The organism is Streptomyces sp. NPDC033229, assembly GCF_055576875.1.
Genome location: NZ_JBVIQR010000043.1, coordinates 24,012 through 47,715, shown reverse-complemented (window position 1 = coordinate 47,715; position 23,704 = coordinate 24,012). Strand labels below are relative to the sequence as shown.

Below are 23,704 nucleotides of genomic sequence, written 5' to 3'. Positions count from 1 at the left end.
CCCCGAAGGGGCGCGAAAGGGAAGGTCACCCGGACCCGTTGCTACCCCGCTTCGGGCTCCTTGCCGTGCCACACCGTCGTGACGTTGCAGAACTCGCGGATGCCGTGCCCCGACAGCTCCCGGCCGTAGCCGGAGCGCTTCACTCCGCCGAAGGGGAGCGCCGGGTGGGAGGCCGTCATGCCGTTGAAGAAGACGCCACCGGCCTCCATGTCGCGGACGAAGCGGAGCTGCTCTTCCTCGTCACGGGTCCACACGTTCGAACTCAGGCCGAACGGGGTGTCGTTGGCGAGATGCACCGCCTCGTCCAGATCCCGCACCCGGTACAGCGTGGCCACCGGACCGAAGGTCTCCTCCCGGTGGATGCGCATCTCGGGGGTGATGTCGGCGAGGATCGTCGGCTCGTAGAACCAGCCGGCGGCCAGCGGTCCGGGGGTCTTCGGCCGGGCCCCGCCGCACAGCGCGGTGGCGCCCCGGCGCATGGCGTCGTCGACCAGTTCCTCCAGGTCGGCGCGCCCCTGCTCGCTGGCGAGCGGGCCGACGTCGGTGGACTCCGCCATCGGGTCGCCGACGGTCAGTTCCGCCATGCGGGCGGTGAAGCGCGCGGCGAACGCGTCGTAGACGTCCGTGTGGACGATGAAGCGCTTGGCGGCGATGCACGACTGGCCGTTGTTCTGCACGCGGGCGGTGACGGCGGTGCGGGCGGCCCGGTCCACGTCGGCCGAGGGCATCACCACGAACGGGTCGCTGCCGCCCAGCTCCAGGACGGTCCTCTTGATCTCGTCGCCGGCGATCGCCGCGACCGAGCGGCCCGCCGGCTCGCTGCCGGTGAGCGTCGCGGCGGCGACCCTGGGGTCGCGCAGGATGCCCTCGACGGCACCCGACCCCACGAGCAGCGTCTGGAAGCAGCCCTCGGGGAATCCCGCGCGGCGGAAGAGGTCCTCCAGGTAGAGCGCGGTCTGCGGCACGTTGGAGGCGTGTTTGAGCAGGCCCACGTTGCCCGCCATCAGGGCGGGGGCGGCGAAGCGCACGACCTGCCACAGCGGGAAGTTCCACGGCATGACGGCGAGGATCACACCCAGCGGCCGGTAGTGGACGCGGGCGTGCGAGGCGCCGGAGTCCTTCACCTCGGCATCGGCGGGGTGCTCGTCGGCCAGCAGTTCCTCGGCGTGCGCGGCGTACCAGCGCATGGCCTTCGCGCACTTGGCGGCCTCCGCGCGGGCGGCGGCGAGCGGCTTGCCCATCTCGGTCGTCATGGTGCGGGCGATGTCGTCCTGGTCGCTCTCCAGGAGGTCCGCCGCGTGGTTCAGCAGCCGCGCCCGTTCGGCGAATTCGGTCGTGCGGTAGGTGCGGAACGTCGCGGCCGCGGTGGCCAGCCGTCGCTTGATCTCCTCGGCCCCCAGCGGGTCGAACGTCTTGAGCGTCTCGCCGTTGGCGGGGTTCACCGTTGCGATGGGCATGGCTGTCCTTCCTCATGCTCGATGCCTCGACCTTGCGATGCCCTGCCCGGCCGCGCAAGGCGTACCGGGCCGGGGACCACGACAGGGCCCTACCCCTTCCGTGCCCGACCACGCCGGCCGGGCGTCAATTCCGGTACGGGATCGATCACCCGAACCGGTGCCCCCTGCTGCACTGCGGGTAGCGGAACACCGCCCCGCCGGTATGCTTTATTTCGTCTTGAGTGATCCACTGATCATCACTTTTCCTGCTCATCCTCTTGCGTCACCCCGTGTTGTCACGTCGGCGTCGGCATGCCGACGACCGTTGCCGCGCCACTGATCGGTCCTCGCGCAGGTCCCTTGCACCGCTCTCGCACCCGGCCACGCGCCCCTGAGGAGCAGCCCTTGAGGAGCCGAACGAGATCGAGGAGCGCCCTCGCCCTGGCCACCCTGCTGCTCACGCTCGCCGCCGTGGTGTCCTGCGGCCGGGGCGGCGTGCCGCCGGGCAGCGTCGCCGCTCTGATGGGCGCCGGGGAGAACGGGATCACCCCTTCGGCCTATCCGGTGAACCGGAGCGTCACGGTCGAAGGCTCCCCGACCCTCGCACGCGCCGAGGCCGCCCGCCGGATCGTCATCGGGGTGAAGTCGGACCACCCCTTCCTGGGGTTCGAGGACCCCGTCACCGGGCGGCGCTTCGGATTCGACGTCGAGATCGCGCGGATGGTCGCCGCGGACCTGGGGTTCGGGCCCGGTCGGATCTCCTGGAAGACCGTCCCGCCGCAGGGCCGGGAGACGGCCATCTCCAAGGGGGACGTCGACTTCTACGTGGCCGCGTACACCATCAACGACGAACGCAAGAAGCACGTCTCCTTCGCCGGGCCGTACTACGTCGCGGGACAGGACCTGCTGGTCAAGCGGGGGAACCGGGACATCCACGGTCCGGGCGACCTCAAGGGCAAGCGGGTCTGTTCGGTCACCGGCTCCACGCCCTTCCAACGCATCGAGAAGCCGGAGTACGGCGCCGAGGTCAGCTCGCACGACAGCTACGCCCAGTGCGTCCAGGACCTGATCAGCGGCGAGGCCGACGCCGTGACCGCCGACGACACGATCCTCAAGGGCTATGCGGCGCAGAACGGCGGACGGCTGCGGGTCGTCGGCCGGCCCTTCTCGCAGGAGCCCTACGGCGTCGGGCTGGCCAAGGGTGACAAGGCCCTGCGCGGCGCCATCGACGACGCGCTGGAACGCCACCGGGACAACGGCGACTGGCAGCGGGCCTACGACGCCACGCTCGGCCTCTCCGGAGCACGCGCCCCGAAGCCGCCGGAGGTGATCCGGTACTGACGACGCACACCAGGCGGCCCGCTGCCCCGCCCACGAGGCCACGGAGGCGAACGTGCACGTACTGCTGGACAACCTCGACCTCTTCCGCAGAGGGTTCGTCGGCACCGTGGCGCTCACCGGCCTGAGCACTCTGCTCGCCCTGGTCCTGGGCACCGCTCTGACCGTCTTCCGGGTCTGTCCCGTCCCACCGCTGCGCGTCATCGGCGCCGCCAGGGTGACCGTCCTGTGCAACACCCCGCTCACCCTGCTGTTCTTCGGCGTCACCCTCGGACTGCCGATGCTCGGCCTGTCCGGGCTCAGTTACTTCACGCTCGCCGTGCTGACCCTGGGCGGCTACACCTCCGCGTTCGTCTGCGAGGCCCTCAGATCGGGCATCAACACCGTCGACGCGGGACAGGCGGAGGCGGCCCGCAGTCTCGGCATGTCCTTCGCCCAGACCACGCTGCTGATCGTGCTGCCCCAGGCCGGGCGGGCCGTGGTCCCGCCGGTCGGCAGCCTGCTGATCACCCTGACCAAGAACTCGGCACTGGCGGGCGGCTTCAGCGTGTACGAGCTGTTCAGCGTGGAGAAGACCCTCGCCGAGGAGGGTTACGCCATCCTCACCGTCTTCCTGTGGGTCGCCCTCGCCTATCTCGCGCTGATCATGATGATCAGCGGGGTGTTCCGGCTGCTCGAACACCGGCTGGCGGTGGTCCGGTGACCTCCGGTGAGTCGATCCTCTTCGAGGCGCCGGGGCCGCGCGGCCGCCGCCGCAACCGGATATGCAGCGTGCTGGCGGTCGTGGGCATCGCCGCCGTGGCCGCCTATGTGATCGCGCGGCTGCACGACGCGGGCCAGTTCACCTGGGCCATGTGGGAGGCGTTCACCTACCAGGGGGTGCAGCGGCGCATACTGATCGGCGCCCTGGACACCCTCAAGGCCTTCGCGCTGGCGGTGGTGTTCTCCCTGCTGCTCGGGGTGCTGCTGGCCACGGGCCGGCTCTCCCGGCACCGTGTGCTGCGCTGGCCGGCCACCGCGCTGGTGGAGTTCTTCCGCGCGATGCCTCTGCTCATCATGATCTTCGCGCTGTACAACATGGGCTGGCTTGCGTTCGTGGGTCGCGGCCGTCGCCCGCCTCCTGCGGGAACACCTGGGCCGGACCGGCGTCTGGCTCGCGGACAACTTCGCGAGCCCCACGCTCTGGGCGCTGGTCATCGGGATCGCCCTGTACAACGGTTCGGTGCAGGCGGAGATCCTGCGCGCCGGTGCCCGCGCGGTCCCCCGCGGGCAGACCGAGGCGGCGTACGCCCTGGGCATGCGCAAGACACAGGTCACCACGACGGTCGTGCTGCCACAGGCGGTACGGGCCATGCTGCCCAGCATCGTGGGCCAGATCGTGGTGACGCTGAAGGACACCTCGCTGGGTTTCATCATCACGTACGAGGAGCTCCTTTACGCGGGAAAACTCCTGGCACAGAACACGGCGACCCCCGCGGGCTATCCCTACATACCCGTCCTGCTCGTGGTCGGCCCGATATACATCGGCATGTGCCTGGCGCTCAGTACCTTCGCCAAATGGCTCGCGCACCGGGGACGGCAGCAACGCCGGTCCGGGCACCGTTTCCGGTCCCCCGCGGACCATGACCGAAAACCCTCCGGGTAAAGCGCGCCGGAACAGGGGCGAGGTTTCGGTTTCGAGGCCCCGGGCAGCCATCCAGCGGAATTCGACCCGAGGCTGTGGCAAGGGTCCGTCCCGGTATCCCCGAGGCCCAAGGAGATTCGGCGATGTCCTCATCCGTACCCTCAACCGGCTCTTCCGGTTCTTCCGGTTCCTTCGGTCCTTCCGGTTCGTCCGGTCCTTCTGTCTCCTCCGGTTCGGGGCCCGACCCGTATCCCACGCGCTATGTGACCGAGTCGGTGCCCTTCGCCCGGAGCCACCCCGTCGTCTGGAGCGGCGCACCGGGCGAGGGCGGTCCGTTGCGCGCGGACGAGCTGGCTTCGTACGACCGCGACGGCTTTCTCGCCTTCGAGACCTTACTGACGCCCAATCAAGTCGCTGCCTGCTCCGAGGAGATACGTCGCATAGGAGCCGACAGAGAGCTGCGCGGCACCGAGCGGGTGGTACTGGAGCCGGACTCCGCGGAGATCCGGTCGGTCTTCGAGGTCCACGCGCTGTCCGAGGTGTTCGCCGCCGTCGTCCACTCGGACGCCCTGGCGGGCATCGCCCGGCAGATCCTCGGCTCCGAGGTGTACATCCACCAGAGCCGGGTGAACTACAAGGCGGCCTTCGACGGTTCGCGGTTCGGCTGGCACTCCGACTTCGAGACCTGGCACTCGGAGGACGGAATGCCCGCGCCCCGGGCCCTCAGCATGTCGATCGCCCTCACCGAGAACATGCCGTACAACGGACCGTTGATGATCATCCCCGGATCGCACCGGACCTTCGTGCCGTCGGTCGGCGAGACCCCCGACGACTACCACAAGCTCTCGCTCCTGGGGAAGAACCTGCCGGCCGGGTCCGCGGACCGGACCGGGGTGACCGCGCTGGCCGAGCGGCACGGCATCCGGCAGTTCACCGGCGCCCCGGGCTCGGCCGTCATGTTCGACTGCAACTGTCTGCACGCCTCCAGCGGTAACACCTCGCCCTTCCCCCGCACCAACCTCTTCGTGGTCTACAACAGTGTCGAGAACCCCCTCGGGACCCCCTACGCGGCGCCCAGGCCGCGTCCCGAGTACCTGGCCAACCGTGACGTCACCCCGGTCCCGCGGCAGGGCCGAAGCCCGGGGCGATGAGCCGGGCCACCTCCCGCGTGGTGTAACCGCGCTCGAAGTGCCGGGGCTCGGACAGCATGAGGGCGCCGAGCCCGAGGAGGGTGTGCGCGTACTCCGCCATCGTGCCCCTCCAGGCCGTGGCGTCGAGCATCCACGGCTCGGTCTCCGCCGACAGATCGGCCGTGCCCTCACGCAGGAGCGTCTTGGACAGCTTCGCCCCGGAGTCGGAGATCACCACCGGTGTGAAGAGGCGTGCCGGTGGGACGGCACCGGGGTAGCACAGGAACGCCTCGTCCAGGAGCCGGCAGCCCGGCGCCCAGTCCGCTCCTTTGACGATCACCGGGAGGGCGTCGGGATCGCGGGCCGCGACGCGCTCCTTGACCAGGTTGCGGTGCAGGGTCGTCAGGCCTATGTAGGCGTCCGTCTCGGGCGTGACGTCCACCAAGTACTTCCCGTGGTCGAGGCAGACCGCGGCGAACCGGGCCTCCCCCGCGTCGGCCGACAGCAGTTCGGTGTCCTCGCCGTGCTTCTGCGACCAGCCACAACGTGGGCAGGGGAAGCTCACCGGCACCATGCCGGTGGAGGGTGCGAGTATCCACCGCAAGGTGTCCATGATGGCCAGCGAGGCCAGGAACTCCTCCCGGAACGCAACCTGTGACTGCTGGCTCGTATAGGTCTCGACCTCGTACGGAACACCCGTGGCGGCGGACAGTTCGTCGAAGAGGGCACCGTAGTAGAGCCGCACCAGCTCCCGGACGCGGGACTCCCCGAGCGCGTGCCGGAACGAGCGCTCGTAGACGGAGCCCGTCTCGGGACACACGCGGGTCTCGCAGGGGGAGTTGTCGAGGGCCCCGAAGCGCAGGCACGGCTCGACGCCGAAACGTTCCTGCGCTGCCGCGGCGAGTTGGAACGCGGCGGTCTGCATGACGTTGGTCCCCAGGTGGGGGGCGCCGTTGATCTGCACTCCCGCGTGCAGGACCACGCGGTCACGGCGGGCGGCTCTCAGCTGGGCGTGGATGAAGTCGGCGCTGTGCAGCACCGCGTGGGCGGTGACACTGACCGGCGAGACGGGTACGGGGCCTGGTGCGTTCACGACGGACTCTCCGCCTTTCTCTCGTGCGCGTTGCCTCTCTTGCGCGTTGCCTCTCGTGCGCGGCTGTACTGGGCCTGTCCTGTGGATCAGGCCGGATCAGGGAGCGGGATCCGGTGCGTACACGCAAGGCGGAGGAAGGAGCCGCTGCGGAGCATCGGCGACTGACGGCAACGCGGCGAGCGGGCCTGCCGGAGCCCGTGAGCCCGGCACGATCCGCAAGACACGCCCCGGCCCTCGTCTGCCCCTGGCCCCATCACCAGTGGTGGCGTACGGCGGCCGGTGGCAGGTCCAGGACCCGCAGCTGTCCCGGGCGGCCCTCCGGGAGCGGCCCGTCCAGGGTTTCCAGCCGGGAGGTGCGTGAGCGGGCCGCGGTCCGCAGCAGTTCCAGCAGCCCGTCCGCGGTGAGCCGGCCGGGCGCCCGGGTCGCGTCCGCCCCCGCCCACCGGCAGGCCAGGCCGACGATGAAGTAGGCCGGCGGCTCGTGCTCCGTCCGCCACAGCACGGCTTCGCCCTGCTCCTCCAGGGCCAGCACCTGGTCCGGGTGGCTCAGGGTGAACTCCCCCAGGGGCAGCGGGCACAGCGTGACGGATTCGACGCGGTATCCGGCCGCTTCCAGCAGCCGGACCGCCTTGCGCGGGGTGGAGTAACTGCCGATGGTGAAGCCCAGGTCGGCGCGGAGCGCGCTTCCGTGGCCGATGATCGCCGGGGCCCATTTGAGCCCGTCCGTGCCGCCGCCGATGGACCGGCGCCGGTCGTCGGCGTGCGCGGCGAGCGGAACGTAGGGCGGGTTGCTGGTGACGACCAGCGGCCGGGGCAGCGGGTCGGGCGCGGTGGCCAGCAGTTCCTCGGTGGACAGCTCGGAGAAGTCGCCCTGGGCGATGGTGACTTGGCCTCCGTCGCGCGAGGCGTAGTGGTCGGTCGCCCAGGCGACCGTCTCCGCTCCCGCGTCCACGCCGTGGACCCGCGCCGCCCCGGCGCGGGCCATCGCGGCCGCGGCCGCCCCGCTGCCCGAGCCCAGGTCCAGCACGGAACAGCCCTGGGTGATGAGGTCGTGGGCCACCCACACGCCGATCTCGGTGTCGGCGGGCTCGAAGAACACCTGCGGAGAGGTGGGCGGGACGAAGTCGTCGGCCAAGAGGTGCTTGTAGTCATGGACGCGGGAGACGTTCGGCATGGGGCCTCGATCCGGGAGTGTGCGGGCGGGGAGCGGGTGCGGGTGTGTGCGGTCAGCCGTGCGGGCCTGCCGCCCATTCGAGGATCGCCATCGCACCGGACAGCTTCATCGCCGCCTGCGTCCAGGCCAGGGAGCGGGGGCCGTCGAGGACGTCTCCCGCGACCTCGTCGCCCCGGTGGGCGGGCAGGTCGTGCATGAACGACGCCTGGGGCCAGCGGCTCAGCAGCCTCTCGTCGACGTGGAAGGGGCGGAACGTCTCCCGCCAGGACGCGTCGGGCTTGGCGGTGCCCGTCGTCTGCCAACGGGTCGTGTAGACGACGTCCACCTCGTCGGGGGCGAGGGCGAGGTCGTGGATCTGCCGGACCCGGGCGCCCGCGCCGTCGGCCCGTCGCACCGCCGCTGCCAGTTCCTCCTCGGGGAGGCCGTACCCGGTGGGGGTGGCGAGGGTGAGCCGCGCACGGGGCACGGCCGCGAGCCCGTGGGCGAGCGCGACCGCCGTGTTGTTGCCTTCGCCGACGTAGAGCACGCGGATCCCCGCGAGGTCGCCGAAGGTCAGCGCGAGCGTCGCGAGGTCGGTCACACCCTGGCTCGGGTGCTCCTGGGCCGCCATGGCGTTGACGACCGGCAGCCGGCCCTCCCGTGACAGCTCGCGCAGCTCGTCGAGGGGGCCGGCGGTGCGGGCGACCAGGGCGTCGAGCATCGAGCCCAGCACCCGGCCGGTGTCCCCCACCGATTCCCCGGTGTTCAGCTGCAGATCGCCCGGCCCGAAGGTCACCGGGGTGGCGCCGAGCCGGATGGCACCGACGGTGAAGGCGGTACGGGTACGGGTCGAGGTCTTGGTGAACAGCACGCCGACCGCCTGGCCGTCCAGCGGGCGGTCGTGGGCGTGACGGTCGCGGAACAGCTCGACCGATCGCCCGATCAGACTCGTGATCAGCTCTGGTGGCAGCTCGGCCAGCGAGAACAGGCCCCGCGCGTGCCCGGGGCCCTGCCGGTCGTGGGTGTCGCCCATGAAACCTCGCTCGTCGCAGACGGATCAACGGATGGGGGGAGGAGTGGGGAAGTCGGGTACGGCAGAGCCGTGCGGAACGTCAGTAGAGGTTCAACACCTGCCCGTAGCCCCGTTCCACGGCCACGCGGTGGATCTCGCCCAGCAGACCGACGTCCAGCACCGACATGCCGAACGGGTTGCTGATCACATGGCCCGTGGTCGGGCGGATCGCGGGCCGCTCGCCGGTGAGCACCTGACCGAGCGTGCCGTCCAGGGCCCGTGCCCCGTTCCGCACGTCGGCACCGGCCCGCGCGACGACATGGCCGTCGCGCAGCATCCTGCCGAGGATCCGGCGCGGGTTGTCGGCCACGAGATCCACGTCGTCCACGAACAGGCCCTGTGCCGTCAGGAAGACATCCGGCAGCAGGTCGTCCAGGGAGACGTGGGCGACGAAGGTGCCCGGGACGAGCCACCCCGCCGGCAGATAGCCGCGGTCGGTGGTGGTCGTGGTCACGACGACGGGCGCCGCGCCCACGGCCGCCCGCGCACGGTCCTGGACGTGGACCTTGAGCCGCGGGTGGTGCTCGCGCGTCCACTGCGCCAGGGCTTCGGCGCGCGACGCCGCCATGTCGTGCAGATGGACGGACCCGACGTGCGGGAACGTACGGGCGAGGAGATCGATGTGCGCGCGGGCCAGGGTGCCGCAGCCGATGACGGTCATCGCCTCCCATCGGCTCGGCCCGAGGTGCGTGAGGCTCACCATGGTGTACGCGGCGGTGCGGGCGGCGCTGAGCCATCCCGCCTCGGCCAGCATCAGGGGGCGCGCGGTCTCGGGGTCGAAGACCATGCCGACCCCACCGGCCCGCTCCCGGCCGTGCCCCGGGTTGCTGGTGGCCGCGTTGATCAGCTTCACCCCCAGCACAGGCGGCCCGTCGTCCCGCTCCACCGCGCCGAGCATGGCGAGGGAGCGGCAGTACGCCCCTTCGCCGTTGGTCCACGGGAGGTAGCCCTCGGGCGGCAGCGTGGTGCGCCCCTCGGCCTGCCGCCGCAGCACCCGTTCGACGACCGCGCAGGGGTCGACGTCCGTCATGCAGGCCAGCACCGCGCTCCGGTCCAGAAAGAGCAGCTCTTCCGTCATCCGTCACCTCTCGACAGAGCGCGGCCCGACCTCTGCGGTCACCGCCGCGCTGGTTCGTCAACTTCCCTACGACTCGGTCGCTCTCGATCGGTTTCTGTCGGCATGGAGGGGCAGGGGTCGGTATCGGTGTGGGTCGGTGCGGGTCGGTGTGGCTCTGCGCGGATCCGATGGGGGTCGGTGTGGGTTCGGCACGGTTCAGCTCGGGTCGTGGAGCAGCTCCGCCGCCTCGAAGGCCTCCCGGCCGCCGGGCACGCTCAGCGCGCCCACCTCTTCGAACAGCCGTACCGCGTGCCGGGCGGCGGACCTGATGCCCGCGTTCACCTGATCCGCCGGATAGGCATCGTGGACGACCTCCTCCACGGCCGCCGGTGCCAGTCCGGCGGCGGCAAGCGAGGCCCGTACCGGACGCAGGTCCGGCAGCAGGCTGGAGCGGATCAGCTCGGGCAGGCAGCGGGCGACGCGCCCGCGCGACGCGGCGGGCTGCTGGGCCCACAGCTCGCGGAAGAACCGGGAGAAGAAGACATGGTGCCAGCCCTCGTCCCGCGCGTGGTCCCGGACGACGTCTCGGACGACGGTGAGGACCCGACGGTCCTTCGGCACGTCGTTGAGGATCGCCGTGATCAGCATTTCGAATACGACGACCTGGAGCAATTGGGCGAGCACGGGCTCGTCCGGCAGGGCCTGCTCGCCGACGTGGTCGAGCCGGCTGAGGAAGGGCTCGAAGTCATAGGGGGCCGGGGCGATTCCGGACGCGGCGGAAATCTGGTCGATGATGTCGAGGCTGTAGAGGGAGTGATAGCCCTCGTCGACATAGATGCGGTAGGCATCCAGCCGGACCGGGGTGCCCATGTCGACCCCGCTGCGGCCTCCCGCGATGCGTTCCGTGGCCCGGTTGACCACCCGCGTCTCGAACTGGGCGGTGAAGCCGAGGTATTGGAAGAGATGACGGGCGAGCAGCGCCGCGCGGCGGCCTTCGGACAGCGTCCGGACCCGTGGGTGGTCCCAATAGGGGACCAGGCCGGGCGGGAAGAAGAGCCGGCCGGTCGCCAGTTCGCCGCCCAGCCGGCGGCGCGGCCCGGAGCGCACCCCGGCCCGGTCGTACCATTCGCGTTTGGGATCCGCCGCGCTCACGGCGTCGACTCCTCTCGTGGGGACCGCGGTGGCGGTGGGGCGGGCGGGGCGTGGTCGCGGGTGGCGACGATCTCCACACCCCGGGCGACGTCCACCGGCTCCAGCCCCTTCCGCTCCCGCCAGAGGGCCGAATAGACGGTGTCGAAGTAGCGGTCGGCGCCGTCCGGGCACAGACAGGCCACGCTGTCGCGCCGGGGTGAGGTGCGCAGCAGCTTGAGCGCCGCCGCGAGCAGCGCCCCCGAACTCCCGCCCACTCCCATGCCGGTGCTCTCCGACAGCCACAGGCAGGCGCTCACCGCCTCCTGCGGGGTGATCCACAGGGCGGGCCGGTAGCCGTCGGGCAGGAAGGTGGACGGCCGGCTCGCACCGATGCCCGACAGCACCCGCCGCCCGGAGACACCGCCGAGGGCGGCCGAGCCGACCACGTCCACGCCGATCAGCTCCCATGGGGGCCGGAAGGCGGTCACGTAGTCGCGGATGCCCGCCAGGGTGCCCCCGGTGGACACCGCCACGAGGACGGTCATGGGCCGCCCGCCGGTCTGCGCCCAGAGCTCGGGGGCCGTCCCCCGGGTGTGGGCGCGGGGGTTGGCCGGATTGATGTACTGATTGGGCCAGACCAGGCGGGGCTGGACACGCAGTCGTTCGCGTATGTACGCGATCCGGCTGAGCAGATAGCCGCCCGCGCCGTCCGGCTTGTCGACGGTGACCACGCGCCCCCCGAGCGCCCGCACGGCCTCCACGACGGACGCGCTGCTGCGGGGGTCCACCACGGCTGTGAACGGCACGCCGTGCGCCGCCGCGACGGCCGCGAGGGCGAGGCCGAGATTGCCCGAGGTGGACTCGACGATGCCGATTTCGGGGTCCACCCGGCTCTCGACGTCCTGCCACAGGGCGAGCGCGGTACGCCCTTTGATGGAACCGTGCGGATTATGCGACTCCAACTTCAGCCACAACGTTCCGGGAATACCGTCCACGGAAAGCCGCAAATCGACAACCGGGGTGATGGGCGCCGGAGATCCACTGTCCCTCGGCGGATTCGCGTGACCGTCGGCCAAGCCCGCCAAAACTCCTCCTCGATACTGCCGGATCCGCCGGTCCGTAATCCGGGAAACGATACCCCCGGATCATCGAATCTATTTCCGGGTGACGCGCGCTGCAAGATGGTGAACACGCCACCTTTATTGAGGTGCAGGCCATGACAGCCGCATAATCGTCTGGCCTTGATGTGTCGTCAGGGCTTGCTGACGACACCCCGCACCCGCGGCGGCCGCGCGAGTCGCCATGCGTACCATGGCCGAAATCCCCACTTGTCGGTCCGTCATCCGTCGGTCACCTGCCTGTCATCCGTCCGGCATGTATCCCGTCAAGGGAGCGTCGCGCTCACCGAGGGCTCTGGTCCGCCGTGTCGTCGAAGGGCCGGGCCGGGCCCCGCAGCCGTCTCGCGGCCGACGGCCCGATGCCGTCGCCCACCTCTGCCCCCGGGACCGGGGATTCGGCCGCACCCACGGGGAGGCCCGGCTGCGTCGGCACGGGGCGGCTGGGCAACGCCCGGGTGCGGTACAGCCATACCGCCGCCGACGCGGAGATCATCCCGTAGCCCAGGCAGCACATCCAGGGCAGCCACGTGTGCCCGGTGGCCCCGGCCACGTCCATGGCCCAGCCGACCGCGGCGTTGCCGCCGGTCGCCACCAACCCGGAGAACACATAGAACAGGCCGTAGTAGGTGCCGGTCAGCCGTTCACGCCCGAACCTCGGGATGAGGTCCATGACCGCCGGCTGGGCGATCATGAGCCCCAGATAGAGCAGCAGCGAACCCGTGATCATGACGACTATCCGGGAAGCGGACTCGGCGAAGCCGTGCGGTGGCGCCGCACCGCAGATCAGCAGCGGTGGTGTGAAGCCGAGCCCTATCACGGCGAGCCCGGCCCCCACCCACCGCGCACCGCCGCCGCGCTGTGCCAGCAGCCGGGTGATCCGGAGCTGGAAGAGCATGTTGGCCACCGCGCCGGTGGCGAGCAGCATGCTCGCCGCGCCCTGCCAGCCGGACGCCTGCCGCGCACCCTCGGGGAGCAGCAGATAGAGCTGGTTCTCCATCGCGAACATGCCGGTCATGGCGAACGCGAACACCACGAACCGGCGGTCGCCGAAGACCTCGCGCCAGTCCGCCAGGACCGTGCCCCGGTTGCCCGGCACCCGGTACGTCGGCAGCAGGAACACCTGGGCGCCCGTGAGCAGGGCGAAGACCACGGCCGCCGACAGCGCGCAGAGCCGGAAGTCGATGGTGACCAGCAAGCTGCCCAGGAGCAGCCCGACCAGTGAGGCGGCCGTCGAGGAGACGGTCAGGAGCGAGAACGCCTCGGCCTTGCGCTCCCCCGCCTCGAGTGCGACGTAGGCACGCATCGCCGGGTAGAACATCGCCCCGGCGAGACCGCTGAGCGCGGACGCGCCGAGCAGCAGGGGCAGGGAGTCCCCGACCGCGAAGAGGGCGAAACCCACGGTCCGCAGGGCGCAGCCGCAGATGATCACCGCACGGGGGCCGATGCGGTCGGCCGCCGAACCGCCGAAGAGGAACAGCCCCTCCTGGCTGAGGTTCCGGGTGCCGAGCACCAGCCCGACCAGGGCGGCCGACATCCCGAGTCCCTGCCCCAGATATTCCGCCAGAAAGGGAATCAGGAGGTAGAAGCCGACGTCCACCCCAAACTGGTTGAGCAATAGCAATCGCAATGCGAGCGGAAACCCGCGGACCGCCTGTAGAGTCCTCATGATTTTCCCTATTCGACCCGAACGGGAGAGAAGAACACCCGGGCCGAGTGGGCGGCATTGCGCCCAGCGGGTGTGACGGTGCGTGCAGCGGCAAGGACGGCGGCCGGGGCGGCTGCAGATACCGCCCTTTCAAGGGTCGGAGCGCCCCGGCGTCTGGCTCGTCAGCTCGCTTTCCCGTTTCAGGGAAACGGCCGCACTCGTGGCCTGAGTCGGCGGTGGATCATATGCTTTTGCAGTGCATTCAACGACTCCCCGCTGCGCTCGGAAGAATACCCGACGGACACTTTAGCAAAGCAACCGCTTGCTCGATAGAGCGCGTTCCGGGGTTGCTGCACGGCGGACGGCACCGATCTGCTTTTTCGGTGCCGTCTGAATTCGATCCCGGATTTTCCTTCGAGCACGGGAACCCGCGTACCTACGAACTGGCCTCCGACCGGCTCTTCACATACGCGGCGACTTCCGCGTGCGTCGCGTACCAGATGCCCTCGTGACCGGCGATGTGCTCCAGCAACTCCTCCAGCACCACCATGCGGGACCGGTGGCCGATCACATGCGGGTGCATGGTCATCTGGAACAGCCCGCCCTCGGCGTACGCGGCGTCGAACTCGTCCCGCCAGATGCCGAGCACGTGACGCGGCATCGCGTACGGCCGCAGAGCGGTGTACCGGTCCATCGGGAAGTAGATCGCGTCGTCGCGGATCCACTCCGGCGGGAGCTCCACCATGCACGTGGGCTCCCCGTCGGCGACGATCTCGTACGGGTCGTCGTCGGCCATCAGCGAGGAGTCGTACAACAGACCGAGTTCACGGCTGATCGCCAGAGTCGAGTCGCTGAAGTCCCACGACGGGGTACGGATCCCGACCGGGCGCTGTCCACTGAGCCGCTCCAGGGTGTCGGCGCAGCGGAACATCAAGTCGCGCTCGCTCTTGGGGTCCAGCTCCATGTTGCGTTCGTGGATCCAGCCGTGGATGCCCACCTCGTGGCCCCGGTCGGTGTATCCCCGCGCCTCGTCGGGGCGGAGCAGGGCGCACACCGCGGGCATGAAGAAAGTGGCGGGAAGGGAACGCCGCTCCAGCAGCGCCAGGATCCTCGGAACGCCCACACGGGCACCGAACTCGCCCTGCGACAGCTTGCCCGGCTGGGTCTCGCCGTCCCGCAGCGGTATCGACTCGTGGTCGGGGTCGAACGAGATGGCGACGGCGGCCTTCGCTCCCTGCGGCCAGGTGTCGGGCTTCAGGCTCCGCCCCGCACGGACCCGCTCGACGTGTCCCCGCCACTCGTGCTCCTCCCACTGCCAGGGAAGCTTCTCCGTCAGCGGATCGCGCTTGTCGGATGCGGCCATGGTCAGCTCCTCGTCCTCGGATGCGGTCTCGGATGCGGTCTCGGATGCGCGATACGGGGCCGGGCTCACGGGTCCATGGCTCGGGCCGGGGCCGGCCCGGGCCCGGCCGGACGTACCGGACGTGTTGGTCGGATCGGTCGGGTCGGCTCGGCGCGGGCGGATCCGACGGGTCGGTCGCGGCCGACGGCAGCCGCCGACGGGTTTCCCGGGTTCACCGCCCGGGGCGGCCGCGCGGTATCGGGCGTACGGCCCGCGGGCCGCGGTGTCGACGGTGACCCACGGCCTGCGGGCCGGCGGGAGCCGCGGTGCCGTCCGGTGCGGTCGTGCGTGCACGGCGCCGGGCCTCCGCCCGACATGGTGACAGGGCGTCAGAGGCCGGGCAGGAGCGCGAATACGCCACGTTGCGGGGCCGGTTCGGCGGGATTCCGGGCCACGCTGCCGCGGCGTCGGGGCACGCGGCCGCCCGTCACAGCCACCTGGGGCCGCGGCCCGGCGCTCGCGTCGCCGCCGCCGGATGCGCGGGGCGCGCGCCCCGGCGGTGGCCGAATGCGGCACGGGCCGGGACGACGGTCTGTCGGCGCCTGCCCGGGGTGCCTACCGTTACGTCCGCGGCCGGATCCGGACGCGCCAAGCGGCCGTGAGGGCGTGTTCGCCGACCCCGAAAGCCTCGTGAGACAGCACCCGCCCCCAGGGGAGAGGAGAGTCGATCATGATGGCCCTCAACGGTTCGGGCAAGCACGCCGCTTCCGCTGCGGAACGCGTCATCACCACCCTCGCGGGTACGGGCGTGGCCGGCTCCGGCGGTGACGGCGGTCCCTCGGCCCACGCGGGCCTCGACCAGCCCCGGGCCGTCGCGACGGACCGCACGGGCGCCGTGTACGTGGCGGAGTGGAAGGGCCACCGGATCCGCCGCATCTCCCCGGACGGTCGCATCACCACCGTCGCCGGCACCGGGAAGCCCGGCTTCGGCGGCGACGGCGGCCCGGCCGTCGAGGCCCAGTTGAACGAGCCGGGCGGCCTCGTACTCGACGAGGAGGGGAACCTCTACCTCGCGGACTACTGGAATCACCGAATCCGTAAGGTCTCCCCCGACGGGATCATCACCACCGTCGCCGGTACCGGCGAGCCGGGCCACGGCGGTGACGGCGGTCCGGCCGGCCTGGCGCTGTTCAACGAGCCCCGCGGGCTGGCCCTCGACGGCCGGGGCAACCTGTACGTCGCGGAGTGGAAGGGTCACCGGGTCCGGCGCATCGACCCCGACGGGGTCATCACCACCGTGGCGGGCACCGGCGAGCCCGGATCCGGCGCCGACGGCGTCCCGGCCACCACCAGTGCGCTGCGCAACCCCATCGACGTCGCGGTCGACGGAGCGGGCCATCTCTACATCGCCGACTGCTGGACCCACCGGGTCCGCAAGGTCGCCCCGGACGGTGTCATCACCACCGTCGCCGGTACCGGCCTGCCCGGCTACGACGGCGACGGCGGGCCCGCCACCGCGACCCGCCTCCACCAGCCACGCGGCGTCGACCTGGACGGCTCCGGGAATCTGTACGTGGCCGACTCCTTGAACCAGCGCATCCGCCTGCTCTCCCCCACCGGTGTCATCACGACGGTGGCGGGCGGCGCCGACGCCGACCACGACGAGGACGGCGCCCCGGCCCTGGGCGCCGAGCTCTACTTCCCGCGCGCCCTGGCCGTCGACGCGCGCGGCGATCTCGTCGTCGCCGAATGCGACAGCCACCGGCTCCGCAAGGTCACCACCGTCACGGGGGCGACGGGGGCCGCCTCGCTCTCCTCGCCCGTAGCGGGGCCGGGCGGGGTGTCCGTGGAACCGGTCGCCCCGCCCACGGTCCAGCGCGGACACGAGTTCGCGCTGGGCGCGAGGATCAGGGCCCACGTCCCGTCGCCCCTCGACGGGGCGGACGTCACCGTGGAGCTCGTCCTTCCGGAAGGGCTCGTCACCGCGGCGGACGCGACCCGGGGCCCGGTCCGGCGCACCTACCCGGGCGGCCACCCGACGTCGGCGACGGGCGGTTCGCTCGACGGCGTCTTCCGGGTCAGGGCGCCCGAGAACACCCCGCCCGGCCGCTATGAGGCGGCCCTGACCGTCCGTCACGGCAGTGGGGCGACGACGCGCGAGACCGTTCACGCGCTGTCCGTGGTGGTGGCCGCACCGCTCCCCGTCACCGACGAGCACGCGTTCACCGTCCTTCAGGAGAACGTGCCGCAGGTGGCTCCCGACGGGGCCGCGGCACTCAATGTGCTGTACACCGCGCCCGCCGACCGGCCGGTGAACCCCGGGCGGATCCCCCAGCGCTTCACCGCGCCCACCGGATTCGTCTTCGAGGGTCGCCCGCTCTTCCGCTACCCCCACGCCCCGCACGCCGCGCGCCCCAAACGGGTGGGGTACCGCCTGGAGAACAGCGGCAGGACGCTCGTCGTGCTCGCCAACCCGCACCTCAACACCGTCAGCGCCGACTGCGGGGGGCTGGTGTGCACCCTTCCGCTCCGGGCGCTGCCGTCCGCCGTGCCCGGCCACTACGCCGACGGCGCGGCGGCGATCGGCGGCCTCGCCCCCGTGCCGCTGCTCGCGACGGTCCTCGCGCCCGACGCCCCCTGAACCGGCTCCGGCCGTCCCCCCTACTCGCCGTTCCACACGCCCCGGCGTGTGAAACGGCGAGCGCCGAGGCCGATCCCGCCCCGTGAGCAGATATATGCAACCGGTGGGTTTCCGATGGGCGTGCGCGGTAACGCGCACCACAGGCTCATCCTCCGAGAACTCTCTGAAGGAGCCCCACATGCTTGCAGTAGCCCTCCTCCTCCCCCCGCTCCTGCTCTGCGGGGTCCTCGCCCTGGGGCGCTACGAGGAGCGTCTGCTGCGCGGGCTGGCGCCACCGCCGCACGCACCGTCCGGGCGCCATCTGCGGGCCGTGCCCGACCTTCCCGCCCATGAGCCGTCCGCGCCGCCACTCGAAGAAACCCGGACCATCGAGGAGACCCGGACGGACCGTCGCACCGGCGCGGGCCGGGGCCGGCACGCCGCCTGAGCCCGCGCGGTTCCTGAGGGCCCCGGTGGCGTGCCACCGGGGCCCTCAGGAACCGCGCGGGGACCTCGCCGGGCGGTACGTGAGAAGCGCCGAGCTCGGACACCCGTCACTGTGGAAGAAGAAGCACACCCGGCTGGAGCCGACGCCACGGAAGGAGGGCGGTGTGACGGGCGAGGCGATGAGGCTGTTCAGCGAGAGCCCGGAGGATCCGTTCTCGATCGACCGGGCGGCCTCCGCGGTAGTCGACCACCGGGGAGCGGTCATGGGCTGGGGGCAGCGCGCCGAGGCGCTGCTGGGCCACCGGGCCGACGAGGTGCTGGGCCGCCCCGCGATCGAGGTCCTGGTGGACCCCGGCGACCGGGACCGTGTCAGGGAGGCGGCAGCGGCTTGTCTGCGGGCCCCGGGCTGGTTCGGCGTCGTGCCCGTGCTCCATCGGGACGGTCACCGGGTGCGGATGGGGGTCCGTGGCCGCTGTGTCTCGCGGGAGGGGCCGTTCGCCGAATGGTTCCTGGTCGGCGCGCCCGCCGAGGACGTGGTCCAGTGGGAAACCGACCGGGCGGTCCTGGAGGCGCTCTTCCGGCGGTCCCCCATCGGCCTCGCCGTCCACGCCCCGGACCTGCGGGTCCTACGGGTCAACCGGGCCATAGCCGGCATCGGCGGTGTCGAGCCCGAAGACACCCGGGGACATCGCATCGGCGACTTCCTCGTGGCCGAGGACGCGGAGACGATCGACGCCCGGCTGCGGCAGGTCCTCGAGACCGGTCACCCGATGATCTTCACCGAGCAGTCCTGTCGGCTGCTCACCGACCCGTGCCGGGAGCGGTTCGTCTCCGTTTCGGCGTTCCGGCTGGAGGATTCCACGGGAGAGGTCCTGGGCGTCACCCAACTGGTGGAAGACGTCACCGAAGGACACCGCGCCAGGCTCCGGCTCGCCCTGATCAACGAAGCCGGCGCCCGTATCGGCACCACCTTGGACGTGGGCACGACCGCCCGTGAACTGGTCGAGGTCCTCGTCCCCGAACTGGCCGACTGCGCCACCGTCGATCTCCTCGAACCCGTGAGCCGCGGCGAGGAACCGTCCCAGGACGGCTTCGGGCCGGTCCGCAGGGAAGCCGCCAAGTCGGTCGTCCCCCGTGCGGAGCAGGTCCTCAATCCGGTGGGCGGCCTCATCCGCTTCGCGCCGGACACGCCACAGGGCAGGTGTCTGGCCGAGAATCGCCCCATCCTGGTGGCCCAGGTCCAGGGCGCCCTCGGCCTGTCCGCCGTGGCCCAGGAACGCGCCGCGGGCGCCGCGGCCCTCGGCGTCCACTCGGTCATGATGGTGCCCTTGGCCGCCCGGGGCCTCGTACTCGGCTTCGTGACCCTGTGGCGGGCCCACAACCCCGAACCGTTCGAGAGCGACGACCTCACCCTCGCCGACGAGTTCGCCGCCCGCGCCGCCGTCTGCATCGACAACGCCCGCCGCTACACCCGCCAGCACCAGGCCGCGCTGTCCCTGCAATGCCGCCTGCTGCCGGGAGAACTGCCCGAACTGTCGGCCGTCGACGTGGCGCACCAGTACATTCCGGCGGGCGCGGTGGAGGGCGTCGGCGGTGACTGGTTCGATGTCATCCCGCTCTCCGGGGCCCGTGTCGCCCTCGTCGTGGGCGACGTCATCGGGCACGGCCTCGACGCGGCGGCCACCATGGGCCGTCTGCGTACCGCCGTGCACACCCTGGCCGAGCTCGACCTCGACCCCGAGGAGGTCCTCTCCCACCTGGACGACCTCGTGCACCGGCTGGCCGCCGAACAGGAGGTCAACAGCCGGGACTTCCCCAACGACCAGGTGACCGGGGCCAGCTGTCTGTACGCCGTGTACGACCCGGTGTCGGGGTGCTGCTCCCTGGCGCGCGCCGGTCACCCGCCGCCCGCGCTCGTCACCCCGGAGGGGCGGGTGAGCTTTCCCGACCTCCCCGCCGGGCCGCCCCTCGGTCTGGGCGGTCTGCCCTTCGAGGGCACGGAACTCGAACTGCCGGAGGGAAGCGTCCTCGCCCTCTACACCAACGGGCTGATCCACACGCGCGGAGCCGACATCGACGCCGCGCTGGCCCGCCTGTCACAGGAGCTGTCCGGCTCCGCCCGGTCCGTGCAGGAGATGTCCAAGGCCGTCGTGGAAGCGCTGCTGCCCGCCCAGCCCACCGACGACGTGGCCCTGCTCCTCGCCCGTACGCGCGTCCTGCCGGCGGACCGGGTCGCCACGTGGACCCTGCCCGCCGAGGCACAGGCCGCCGGACAGGCCCGCGCCCTGATGACCGAGCAGTTGAGCGTCTGGCAGCTCGACGACATGGCCTTCGCGACCGAACTGATCGTCAGTGAACTGGTCACCAATGCCTACCGCTACGGCGGTGGACCGGTGACACTGCGGCTGATTCTCGGGCCCTGTCTCATCTGCGAGGTCTCCGACACCAGCAGCACCGCCCCCCATCTGCGCCGCGCCCGGAGCACCGACGAGGGCGGCCGCGGACTGTTCCTGGTCGCCCAGCTCACCGAGCGGTGGGGCACCCGCTACGGACGCGAGGGGAAGACCGTCTGGACCGAACAGTCCCTGCCCCCCACCGCGTCGCCCGGCTGACGCAGGTGAGGGGCAGGTGGAGGGTCAGGCGTCGAGAACGGCGATCTCGACGCGGCTGAGCCGCTCCGGCTCCGCGATCACCTCGATTTCGGTGATCCTGTCATCCGTGATCGTGAAGCAGAGCACCAGCGACAGCCGTCCGAGCGGGGCCATCGCGAGTCCGACCGCTCCGTCGACCAGCGCCGTGCCGGTGAACCGGGCCCGGCCCATGGCGGCCATCGCGCCCTTGGCCACGGTGTGGCCGCCCTCGACGACGATGGGTTCGGGAGTGGGAACGACCGCCTTGTCGGCACGGAGCACCACACCGGGATGGAGCAGGCCGATCAGCGCGTCGAAGTCCCCGCCGCGGGTGGCGGCCAGGAAGGCGTCGACCACGAGACGCTGACGGGCCAGGTCGGCGCCGGGCGCCGGGGTACTTCCCTTGACCCGGCGGCGCGCGCGGCTCGCGAGTTGCCTTGTCGCGGCCGAGGTCTTTTCGATCATCGGGGCGATCTCGTCGAACGGCACGGCGAACATGTCGTGCAGCACGAAGGCGAGGCGCTCGGCCGGCGTCAGCATGTCGAGCACCACCAGCAGTGCCGGCCCGACCGAGTCGGCCATCAGCGCTTCCCGCTCGGGGTCGCCCCCGTCCTCGGGGGCGACGACCGGGTCCGACAGCCGTATCTCGAGAGGGTCCTCGCGCCGGTGCTCGCGCGAGCGCAGCATGTTCAGACACACGCGAGCCACCACCGTGGTCAGCCACCCGGCGAGGTTCTCGACCTTGCCGGTGTCGGCGCGAGCGGCCCGCAGCCAGGCCTCCTGGACGGCGTCATCGGCTTCGCCGAGCGAGCCGAGCATGCGGTAGGCCACCGCTGTCAGACGAGGCCGGTACTCCTCGAAACGGTCGGTCAGCCAATCGCGTTCGTCCACCGTGTCACATTCCTTCGTCGCCAGGGGTCATAGCAGCAGATACACAAAACCCAGCCGAAGGTACCGGGAGACAGGCTCCCGGACCGAATGAGTTTGGAGCAGTCATGACGTCATCGATCCTGGTCACCGGCGGTACGGGCACGCTGGGAAGCCACGTCGTCCCCCTCCTGCGGGACGCCGGCCGCACGGTACGGGTCCTCAGCCGGCACGGCCACGAGTCGGGGAACGGCATCGAGTACGTCACCGGTGATCTGCTGGGGGACGAGGGCATCGAGGCCGCGGTGGACGGTGCCGAGATCGTCCTGCACCTCGCGGGCGGCCCCAAGGGCGACGACGAGGCGACCTCGAACCTGGTGCGGGCCGCGTCACGAGCCGGTGTGCAGCACATGGTGTACATCTCCGTGATCGGCGCGGACACGATGCCGCTGGGCTACTTCAGGTCCAAGCTGGGCGCCGAGCGGGCCGTCGCCGACTCCGGCATGCCCTGGACGACGCTGCGTGCCGCGCAGTTCCACGACCTCGTTCTGACCGTGGTGCGGAAGATGGGGAAGCTGCCGGTGGTGCCCTGCCCGGGCGGGCTGCGCTTCCAGCCGGTCGACTCGCGTGACGTGGCGGGCCGGCTCGTGGAGCTGACGCTCGGCGAACCGTCCGGTCTGGTGCCCGACCTGGCCGGGCCGACGGTGTACGGGATGGCCGAGCTGGCCCGCGGCTACCTGCGGGCGCGCGGCAAGAGCCGTTTGATGATGCCGGTGCGGATGCCCGGAAAGGTGGGGCGCGCGTACCGGGCCGGTGAGAACCTCTCGTTCGAGGGCACCACCGTGGGCAAGCGGACCTGGGAGGACTTCCTGGCCGAGCGGGTGGGCTAGGGCCTGTCCGGCGGATCTTCGCGGGGATTGCTGTCCGTTGCGCAGAAGGGCAGAGCCATGGAGTGCCACGGCAGCGGGTTCCACAGCGGTTTCACCCGCTGGATCGAACAGCGAATCGCCCCCGAGGACCGGGACGACAGCATCGAGGTCTTCGGTGTTCTCGCCCGTGCGCACGGCCTCACCGAAGACGTGGCCCACGTCGTCGCGGCCATGACCGGCACCGGCATCGGCGAGGTCGTCGCGGCCTACAAGGCCGACAACACCGAGTGGGCCCGGACGCAGGCGGTGTTCGACCGACCCGACCTGGTCGCACTCGAGGCGCACCTCGACACGATCGCCCGCCGGTTCTGACTCCGCGGACCTCCGACAGCGTTCCTCCGGTGCGGAAGGAACGCCGCTGTCGGCGTGATCGGCCGGGCCGGCCCGCACTGAGCCGGGAACAGAAAGCGGCCAAATCCTGCGCCACACCTGGGTCCGTTCGCAACGGCAGCCCCGCACGGCCGCGAAGCCGCAGGTCACAACCGCCGCGACCGTACCGAACTCGCCGTGCACGCAGGGTAATTGCCCCTGGTGAGTGCCGGTGGACCCTTTCGGTCAGATGTGTCGTGCACCCGGTTTTCCCGTGCCTTCATGTCACATCCTCGGAGCAATCAAGGCAGCCGCACCGGCTGCCCGTCGAGCAAAGGGGCGACCCATGGGCACGATCAGAACGAAGGCACGGCTTCTCACGGCGGCCGTGGTCCCGCTGCTGGCCGCGTCGGCCGCGCTCGCCGTCAGCGCGCCTCCGGCCGGTGCCGCGCCCACCGGGGCCGACGCGTGCACCCACCCCGCCTGGTCCAACAAGTCCGGCGGCAAGGGCACCGCCGCCGGTGGCAGCGCGCTGATACGCACCGGGCCCAGCGAGGACTGTGCCGTGACCGCCGAGGTCGGCACCGCCGTGACGCTGTACTACCACTGCTGGGTGACCAACTCGGCCGGCCACAAGTGGACCCACGTCCGCATCGGGGGGACCGAGGTCAACGGCTGGGTCTACAACGCCCGCCTGGACGACGGCGGCTCCAAGGACCCCGACAACAGGTGCTGACCGGGGCGCGGTGACGCACGCGGGTGG

The 23,704-nt window shown here is 71.3% G+C and carries 20 protein-coding genes and 1 pseudogene; 11 read left to right on the top strand and 10 right to left on the bottom strand.

Features of this window, described 5'->3' with window-relative positions; genetic code table 11:
• Window positions 1-41 precede the first annotated feature (41 nt).
• Window positions 42-1,457, bottom strand: coding sequence for an NADP-dependent succinic semialdehyde dehydrogenase (locus tag ACZ53N_RS29630; protein ID WP_469143874.1), 1,416 nt, complete (start codon window positions 1,455-1,457; stop codon window positions 42-44).
• 384 nt (window positions 1,458-1,841) lie between these two features.
• Here ACZ53N_RS29630 and ACZ53N_RS29625 point away from each other — a divergent pair, with 384 nt between their 5' ends.
• The 5 genes and pseudogenes from ACZ53N_RS29625 to thpD all read left to right on the top strand — a co-directional run bounded on the left by ACZ53N_RS29625 (window position 1,842) and on the right by thpD (window position 5,549).
• Window positions 1,842-2,777: a glutamate ABC transporter substrate-binding protein gene (locus tag ACZ53N_RS29625; protein ID WP_469143873.1), complete on the top strand. Its 936-nt coding sequence runs from the start codon at window positions 1,842-1,844 to the stop codon at window positions 2,775-2,777.
• A gap of 52 nt (window positions 2,778-2,829) precedes the next feature.
• The gene (locus ACZ53N_RS29620; protein WP_469143872.1) at window positions 2,830-3,477 is read left to right on the top strand and encodes an amino acid ABC transporter permease; all 648 of its coding nucleotides are present in this window, start codon (window positions 2,830-2,832) and stop codon (window positions 3,475-3,477) included.
• Window positions 3,478-3,626: 149 nt separating this feature from the next.
• Window positions 3,627-3,794: pseudogene (locus tag ACZ53N_RS29615) on the top strand (amino acid ABC transporter permease); the annotation flags it as partial.
• Window positions 3,795-3,861: 67 nt separating this feature from the next.
• Window positions 3,862-4,419, top strand: a complete 558-nt coding sequence (locus ACZ53N_RS29610) for an amino acid ABC transporter permease (protein WP_469143871.1) — start codon at window positions 3,862-3,864, stop codon at window positions 4,417-4,419.
• 242 nt (window positions 4,420-4,661) lie between these two features.
• The gene (gene thpD / locus ACZ53N_RS29605) at window positions 4,662-5,549 is read left to right on the top strand and encodes an ectoine hydroxylase (protein WP_469143870.1); all 888 of its coding nucleotides are present in this window, start codon (window positions 4,662-4,664) and stop codon (window positions 5,547-5,549) included.
• Here the strand turns inward: thpD and ACZ53N_RS29600 are convergent.
• The 8 genes from ACZ53N_RS29600 to ACZ53N_RS29565 all read right to left on the bottom strand — a co-directional run bounded on the left by ACZ53N_RS29600 (window position 5,509) and on the right by ACZ53N_RS29565 (window position 15,160).
• Window positions 5,509-6,621 (bottom strand): hypothetical protein, encoded by a 1,113-nt coding sequence (locus tag ACZ53N_RS29600; protein ID WP_469143869.1) that lies wholly within the window; start codon window positions 6,619-6,621, stop codon window positions 5,509-5,511. The two genes, thpD and ACZ53N_RS29600, sit on opposite strands and share 41 nt — an antisense overlap.
• Before the next feature lie 253 nt (window positions 6,622-6,874).
• Window positions 6,875-7,795 (bottom strand): methyltransferase domain-containing protein, encoded by a 921-nt coding sequence (locus ACZ53N_RS29595; protein ID WP_469143868.1) that lies wholly within the window; start codon window positions 7,793-7,795, stop codon window positions 6,875-6,877.
• Window positions 7,796-7,847: 52 nt separating this feature from the next.
• Complete coding sequence (locus tag ACZ53N_RS29590) at window positions 7,848-8,807, bottom strand: ornithine carbamoyltransferase (protein ID WP_469143867.1); 960 nt, start codon at window positions 8,805-8,807, stop codon at window positions 7,848-7,850.
• A gap of 79 nt (window positions 8,808-8,886) precedes the next feature.
• A complete protein-coding gene (locus tag ACZ53N_RS29585) occupies window positions 8,887-9,924 on the bottom strand; it encodes an ornithine cyclodeaminase family protein (RefSeq protein ID WP_469143866.1) in 1,038 nt (345 codons plus the stop codon).
• A 195-nt stretch (window positions 9,925-10,119) separates the two neighbouring features.
• On the bottom strand, window positions 10,120-11,055 hold the full coding sequence (locus ACZ53N_RS29580) for a diiron oxygenase (protein ID WP_469143865.1): 936 nt from the start codon (window positions 11,053-11,055) through the stop codon (window positions 10,120-10,122).
• Entirely contained in the window at window positions 11,052-12,110 is a 1,059-nt protein-coding gene (locus tag ACZ53N_RS29575; RefSeq protein ID WP_469143864.1) for a pyridoxal-phosphate dependent enzyme, read from the bottom strand. The genes ACZ53N_RS29580 and ACZ53N_RS29575 overlap by 4 nt, the downstream gene beginning before the upstream one ends.
• A gap of 325 nt (window positions 12,111-12,435) precedes the next feature.
• Complete coding sequence (locus tag ACZ53N_RS29570) at window positions 12,436-13,818, bottom strand: MFS transporter (RefSeq protein ID WP_469143863.1); 1,383 nt, start codon at window positions 13,816-13,818, stop codon at window positions 12,436-12,438.
• Window positions 13,819-14,233: 415 nt separating this feature from the next.
• Entirely contained in the window at window positions 14,234-15,160 is a 927-nt protein-coding gene (locus tag ACZ53N_RS29565) for a polysaccharide deacetylase family protein (RefSeq protein ID WP_469143862.1), read from the bottom strand.
• Window positions 15,161-15,869: 709 nt separating this feature from the next.
• Here ACZ53N_RS29565 and ACZ53N_RS29560 point away from each other — a divergent pair.
• From ACZ53N_RS29560 to ACZ53N_RS29550, 3 genes are all read left to right on the top strand, one after another.
• Window positions 15,870-17,780, top strand: coding sequence for an NHL repeat-containing protein (locus ACZ53N_RS29560; RefSeq protein ID WP_469143861.1), 1,911 nt, complete (start codon window positions 15,870-15,872; stop codon window positions 17,778-17,780).
• Between the two features lie 178 nt (window positions 17,781-17,958).
• A complete protein-coding gene (locus ACZ53N_RS29555; RefSeq protein ID WP_469143860.1) occupies window positions 17,959-18,207 on the top strand; it encodes a hypothetical protein in 249 nt (82 codons plus the stop codon).
• Window positions 18,208-18,385: 178 nt separating this feature from the next.
• Window positions 18,386-20,818 (top strand): SpoIIE family protein phosphatase, encoded by a 2,433-nt coding sequence (locus ACZ53N_RS29550; protein ID WP_469143884.1) that lies wholly within the window; start codon window positions 18,386-18,388, stop codon window positions 20,816-20,818.
• A gap of 24 nt (window positions 20,819-20,842) precedes the next feature.
• Here the strand turns inward: ACZ53N_RS29550 and ACZ53N_RS29545 are convergent, their stop codons facing one another.
• Window positions 20,843-21,727, bottom strand: a complete 885-nt coding sequence (locus tag ACZ53N_RS29545; protein WP_469143859.1) for a sigma-70 family RNA polymerase sigma factor — start codon at window positions 21,725-21,727, stop codon at window positions 20,843-20,845.
• Window positions 21,728-21,831: 104 nt separating this feature from the next.
• Between ACZ53N_RS29545 and ACZ53N_RS29540 the strand changes: the two genes are divergently transcribed.
• The 3 genes from ACZ53N_RS29540 (at window position 21,832) to ACZ53N_RS29530 (ending at window position 23,677) form a co-directional block, all read left to right on the top strand.
• Complete coding sequence (locus ACZ53N_RS29540) at window positions 21,832-22,593, top strand: SDR family oxidoreductase (protein WP_469143858.1); 762 nt, start codon at window positions 21,832-21,834, stop codon at window positions 22,591-22,593.
• Between the two features lie 57 nt (window positions 22,594-22,650).
• Window positions 22,651-22,944: a hypothetical protein gene (locus ACZ53N_RS29535; RefSeq protein ID WP_469143857.1), complete on the top strand. Its 294-nt coding sequence runs from the start codon at window positions 22,651-22,653 to the stop codon at window positions 22,942-22,944.
• Between the two features lie 343 nt (window positions 22,945-23,287).
• The gene (locus ACZ53N_RS29530) at window positions 23,288-23,677 is read left to right on the top strand and encodes an SH3 domain-containing protein (protein WP_469143856.1); all 390 of its coding nucleotides are present in this window, start codon (window positions 23,288-23,290) and stop codon (window positions 23,675-23,677) included.
• Window positions 23,678-23,704: the final 27 nt, after the last annotated feature.